This is a genomic window from Rhodospirillales bacterium, from assembly GCA_016872535.1.
In the GTDB taxonomy this organism is placed as follows: Bacteria; Pseudomonadota; Alphaproteobacteria; order Rhodospirillales; family 2-12-FULL-67-15; genus 2-12-FULL-67-15.
Map to the genome: position 1 here is coordinate 1 of VGZQ01000133.1, position 4,249 is coordinate 4,249.

At 62.7% G+C, this 4,249-nt stretch carries 3 protein-coding genes; 1 reads left to right on the forward strand and 2 read right to left on the reverse strand.

What is annotated here, in order from left to right:
* Positions 1-106: 106 nt before the first annotated feature.
* Together FJ311_15905 and FJ311_15910 are read right to left on the reverse strand one after the other, a co-directional pair.
* The gene (locus tag FJ311_15905) at positions 107-904 is read right to left on the reverse strand and encodes a pentapeptide repeat-containing protein (GenBank protein ID MBM3952918.1); all 798 of its coding nucleotides are present in this window, start codon (positions 902-904) and stop codon (positions 107-109) included.
* Between the two features lie 709 nt (positions 905-1,613).
* A complete protein-coding gene (locus FJ311_15910; GenBank protein ID MBM3952919.1) occupies positions 1,614-3,464 on the reverse strand; it encodes a DUF4914 family protein in 1,851 nt (616 codons plus the stop codon).
* 403 nt (positions 3,465-3,867) lie between these two features.
* Between FJ311_15910 and FJ311_15915 the strand changes: the two genes are divergently transcribed.
* The coding region (locus tag FJ311_15915) for a hydrolase (GenBank protein MBM3952920.1) at positions 3,868-4,249 on the forward strand (382 nt) is incomplete at its 3' end.

Consider the following 4,249-nt stretch of genomic DNA (forward strand, 5'->3'; position numbering starts at 1 on the left):
GCCTGATCCGCGCCCATTCCTTGTCGTTCAGCCAGTAAAGATGCGCCATCCCAGCCTCCGTTCTCCTCGGAGGCTTGAATCACATCTTCGTAGCGTTGAGAATCCCCTAATTGAGTACAGACCCTAGAGCGTCCCGCACCTCGGGCGGAATCCCGTCCACCGCAGCCGGGACGAACGCGTCCTTCAGGGTCGCGTGCATCATGTTGGTGGCTTCGAGCAAGGCGCCGCGCAGATTGGCGGCGGAAAGATTGGCCTCGGAAAAATTGGCCCGGCTGAGGTTGGCTTCCGTCAGGTTTGCCCGGCTCAAATTCGCCTTCTTCAAGCTGGCGCCACTGAGATTGGCCTTGCTCAGGTTTGCTCCGGACAGGTCGCAGGCGTACATCTCGGCCTCTTGCAGATTCGCCGATTCCAGTTTCGCGTCCACTAGTACGGTGTGGGAGATGGTTTTCTGGATTTCCTTGGCGCGGGCCGATTGTTCCGCCGTCATGCCGTCGCGCTTCATCTTGAGCGCGGCATCTATGACCGCGCCCGGCCGCATATCGGCACCGGTCAGATTGACCTGCGACAGGTTGCAGTTCCGAAGCTTGGCGCCCCGGAGATCCGCCTTGGAAAGATTCGCGCTGGCGAGGTTCGCTTCGGAAAGATTGGCGCCGAACAGGTCGGCGCAACTGAAGTTGCTATCGGTCAGGTTGCACCGACTAAGATCGGCGCCGGAAAGCAGCGCCGAGTCGAGGATGACCCCCTTCAGATTCAACCCCGACAAATTCTGCAATTTCAGATTGGCGCGTTCGCCCATCGAGTCCCGGCTCAAAAACTTTCTGTGCTTTTTCAGAATCTCGACGAATTCCTGGGAATTCATGTTAATGCCCCCTGGGTCGTCCTTGCCTGACAAATCCGCCCACATCAGCCCTGATCACGCCCAGGGTTAGAAAACTAGTCATGGGGGATTTCGCAAAATGAAAAATGGTTTTTAGCGAACTCCCCGGATTCCGGCCTTGATCGAGATCAATTGGCTCCCCCCTGAATAGGTCCATTCAGAGGGTGGGTTTTTTTATTACTTTTACCACAGGAAGGGGCCCCATGAAATGCGGCGGAATTGGGTGGAAGGTCACATAATTCGCTGGCGCAACGCTCCGCTGGCAACAGGAGCGTCACGTCGAATGGTACTGTATCGCACCTGGTAAGCCGGTGCGGACCGACTTCATCGAGTGTCATTCAACGGTCGTCTGTGCAACGAATGCTTAAGGATTTCGTAATCGAGACAGGAAGCATTCGTCTCGATCAAATAGGTCATTTAATCCAGGAAAGCGAACCGATGAAAATTTGTCAGGATATTGGCCATCGTTCAAAGCATCATAGCCTTTCGAAGGCCTTTATCGATGGACCAATGGTCCCCGGTCGAGAGTTCTATCGTTGGTCCGACAGGTCCCCGGCAATCTCATTTTAACCGCGGGGAGTGAAAAGCGGGGACTGTTGGAAGTGGTCTGAGCATGCATGCATTTGGGGGACAATTTAATCACCGAGAGAAGATTTACTGAGCCGCCCAATCCTTTTGCGCGGCACACTAAGGAAGGCTAGCTTTTTTCCCCTATCCATTCCGCTAAACACCTCCCTCACGATACCGGGCGCATCAACCTCTCGTAGGTCGCGAGATCGGCGCCGTCGAGGCAGGCGCGGATGATCGCCTGGCCGGACGGGTCGAGATCGGCATCCTCGAGATAGGTCGCGATCTCGCGCTTGAAGAAATCCGCCAGCATCCGCGCGCCCTTGTCGTAGGTCTCGATCCCGATCTCGGGCTGGGTCTCGGTGCGCAGGAACCAGTGCGCGATCTGCACGCCTTCGACCTGGAGCGAGCGCATGGCGTAGCCAAGCAGCGGGCAGCGCGCCGGCTCGATCTGGTGCGGGCGGAACTTGGCGCCGCCGCGCCGGGCGAGGTATTCGCGCGCGATCCACTGGGCGTTGAAGCCCACTTTCCACGCGCCGATGTGCTGGTTCGGGATCAGCACGTAACGGGTGGCGGGATGGCGGCGGATCTGATCGAGCAGCAGGTTGGCGTAATGCACGCGCCGGCCGGTGGCGAACGGCCAGAACGAACCGACGCCCTCGCTGGTCAGGCCGCCGTCGCCGACGATGCTCGGGTTGGCGTGCCCGCGCGGCGCCACCAGCCGCCACAGCCACGCCAGCGCCGGCGGCAGCAGGTGGAGCAAGCCGACGATGCCGTAGGACGGCGCTTCGCGCGTGCACGGCGGCGTGCGGATGCCGAAGCTGCGCACGTCGACCTCGACCGGTTGGTTGACGATGCCGGGAATGTCGCGCCGGGGCAGGATGACGCGCGGATTGGGGCAGCGCCTGCCCGGCGCGTCCTCGACGTGCTCCCACAGCAGGCAGGTCGCGCCCGGCACCGCGTCGATGTTGACGAACACCAGCGGCTCCTTGGGCGCGACGCAAATCCGCTCCAGCTCGGGGTTGGTGCCGTATTGGGCGATATGGTCGACGCGCACGAACCAGGCGTTCTCGGCGTCCGTCACCACCAGCTTGCGCGGATCGTTCTGGATCGAGGGATGGCAGAGCGCCATGTCGTCGGTCACCGGCTCCAGTTCGCAGCCCTGGGTCAGGGGCACGGTGCGCCGCTCGCCGGTCACCAGGTTCTCGCCGAGCAGGATGCGCCCGTTCGGCTCGCGGTGCGGATACTCCAGCATTTCGCTCTTGCCGCCGCCGCTCGCGCCTTCGTGCATGATGGTGAGCGTGTTGTCGTAGGGCGTCACCACCCGCACCACCGAGGCGTGCGCGGTCACCCAGCCTTCCTGGCCGCCGAGGTCGAGCAGGATTCCGTAAATCCCCTTCTTGGCGCTCGGGCCGGGATAGAGGTTGAGGGCGAAGACTTCGTGCACGTCGCCGGTCCGGTTATGGACGACCACTTGGCGCCCGTCGCAATGGGTGTGGCGAAAGGGAGGCGCGAGATAAACCACCGCGCGCGGCGCGAATTCGGCGCTGAGCAGGTCGTTGTCGGCGATCCCCTGCAGATCGGCGAGCGCGGTGGCGAAGAACGCGGCGTTGGCGGGGCCGACGAACACGGAGTCGTAGCCGAAGTCGTCGCTGCCGGCGGAAAAGGGAAAGACGATCAGCTCTTGTTCGCCGAGCCACGCCAGCACTTCGTCGCGCAAGGCGCGGAAGGGATAGCCGAAGCGCGCCTCGAATCGCACCTTGTCGGTGGGCGCGTCGTCGGCGATGACCATGGTGTCCGGATCGCGCCTGCGCATGTACGGCTCGGCGTAATTGACGGCGACGCCGTTGCGGCAGCGGGTGACCACCGCCTCGACCACGCGGCCCTTGCCGGAAACGTCGTAGGCGACCTCGATGCGGTCGCGCGGCGGATTTCCGAAAAGGATGCCGAGCAGGTCGGCGCGCGTGCGCGGCCAATGGACCGCGGGCGCGCGGGCGAGCAGCGCCGCCAGCTCGGGCATTTTGGCGAGCCAAGCCGGATCGGCGTTGCGGGGGCGCAGGGCGGCGGTCGAACGAGGCATGGGGCGAATTCCTCAAGAACGTTTTTTCGCGGGCGGCAGTATAACGATCCTGCCGTTGCGGCCAAGCCAAAGGGGGCGCGGCGAAAAGTTCTGGCGAAAAGATATGAACGCTTGATATACCGACACCGTTCGCCCGCTCCGAATGGGCGGGCCGCGCCCACCCGAAATGAGGGCGCGCGTGTGACAAACTCCGGCCGCCACGATCGGCGGCCACAATCGAACGGACGGTTCCGTCATGCGTTTGGTGACATTCGCCCAGGGCAAAACAGTTTCCATCGGCGTGCTCGACGGCAAAAACGATCGCGTAATCGATCTGGTCAGGGCCGCGGGCGTCACACCCGACATGACCGCCTTCGTGGCGCTCGGCAAAAAAGGCCTCGCGCTCGCGCGCGCCGCGCTCAGGAAGGCGCCCAAGAAGGCGGTCGTGCCGCTCCGCAAAGCCAAATTGCTCGCGCCGTTTCCGTCGCCCCGGCGCAATATCCTTTGTGTCGGCAAGAACTATCACGACCACGTCCAGGAGCTGAACCGCAGCGGCTTCGACGGTGCGGCCAAGCCGTCGATCCCGGAATTTCCCATCGTCTTCACCAAGGCGACGACCTCGGTGATCGGACCGGGCGCGACCATTCCGGCGCACCTCGACCCGACCGCTTCGGTCGATTACGAGGGCGAATTGACCGTCGTCGTCGGTCCGGGCGGGCGGAACATTTCCAAGGCCAATGCTTTCA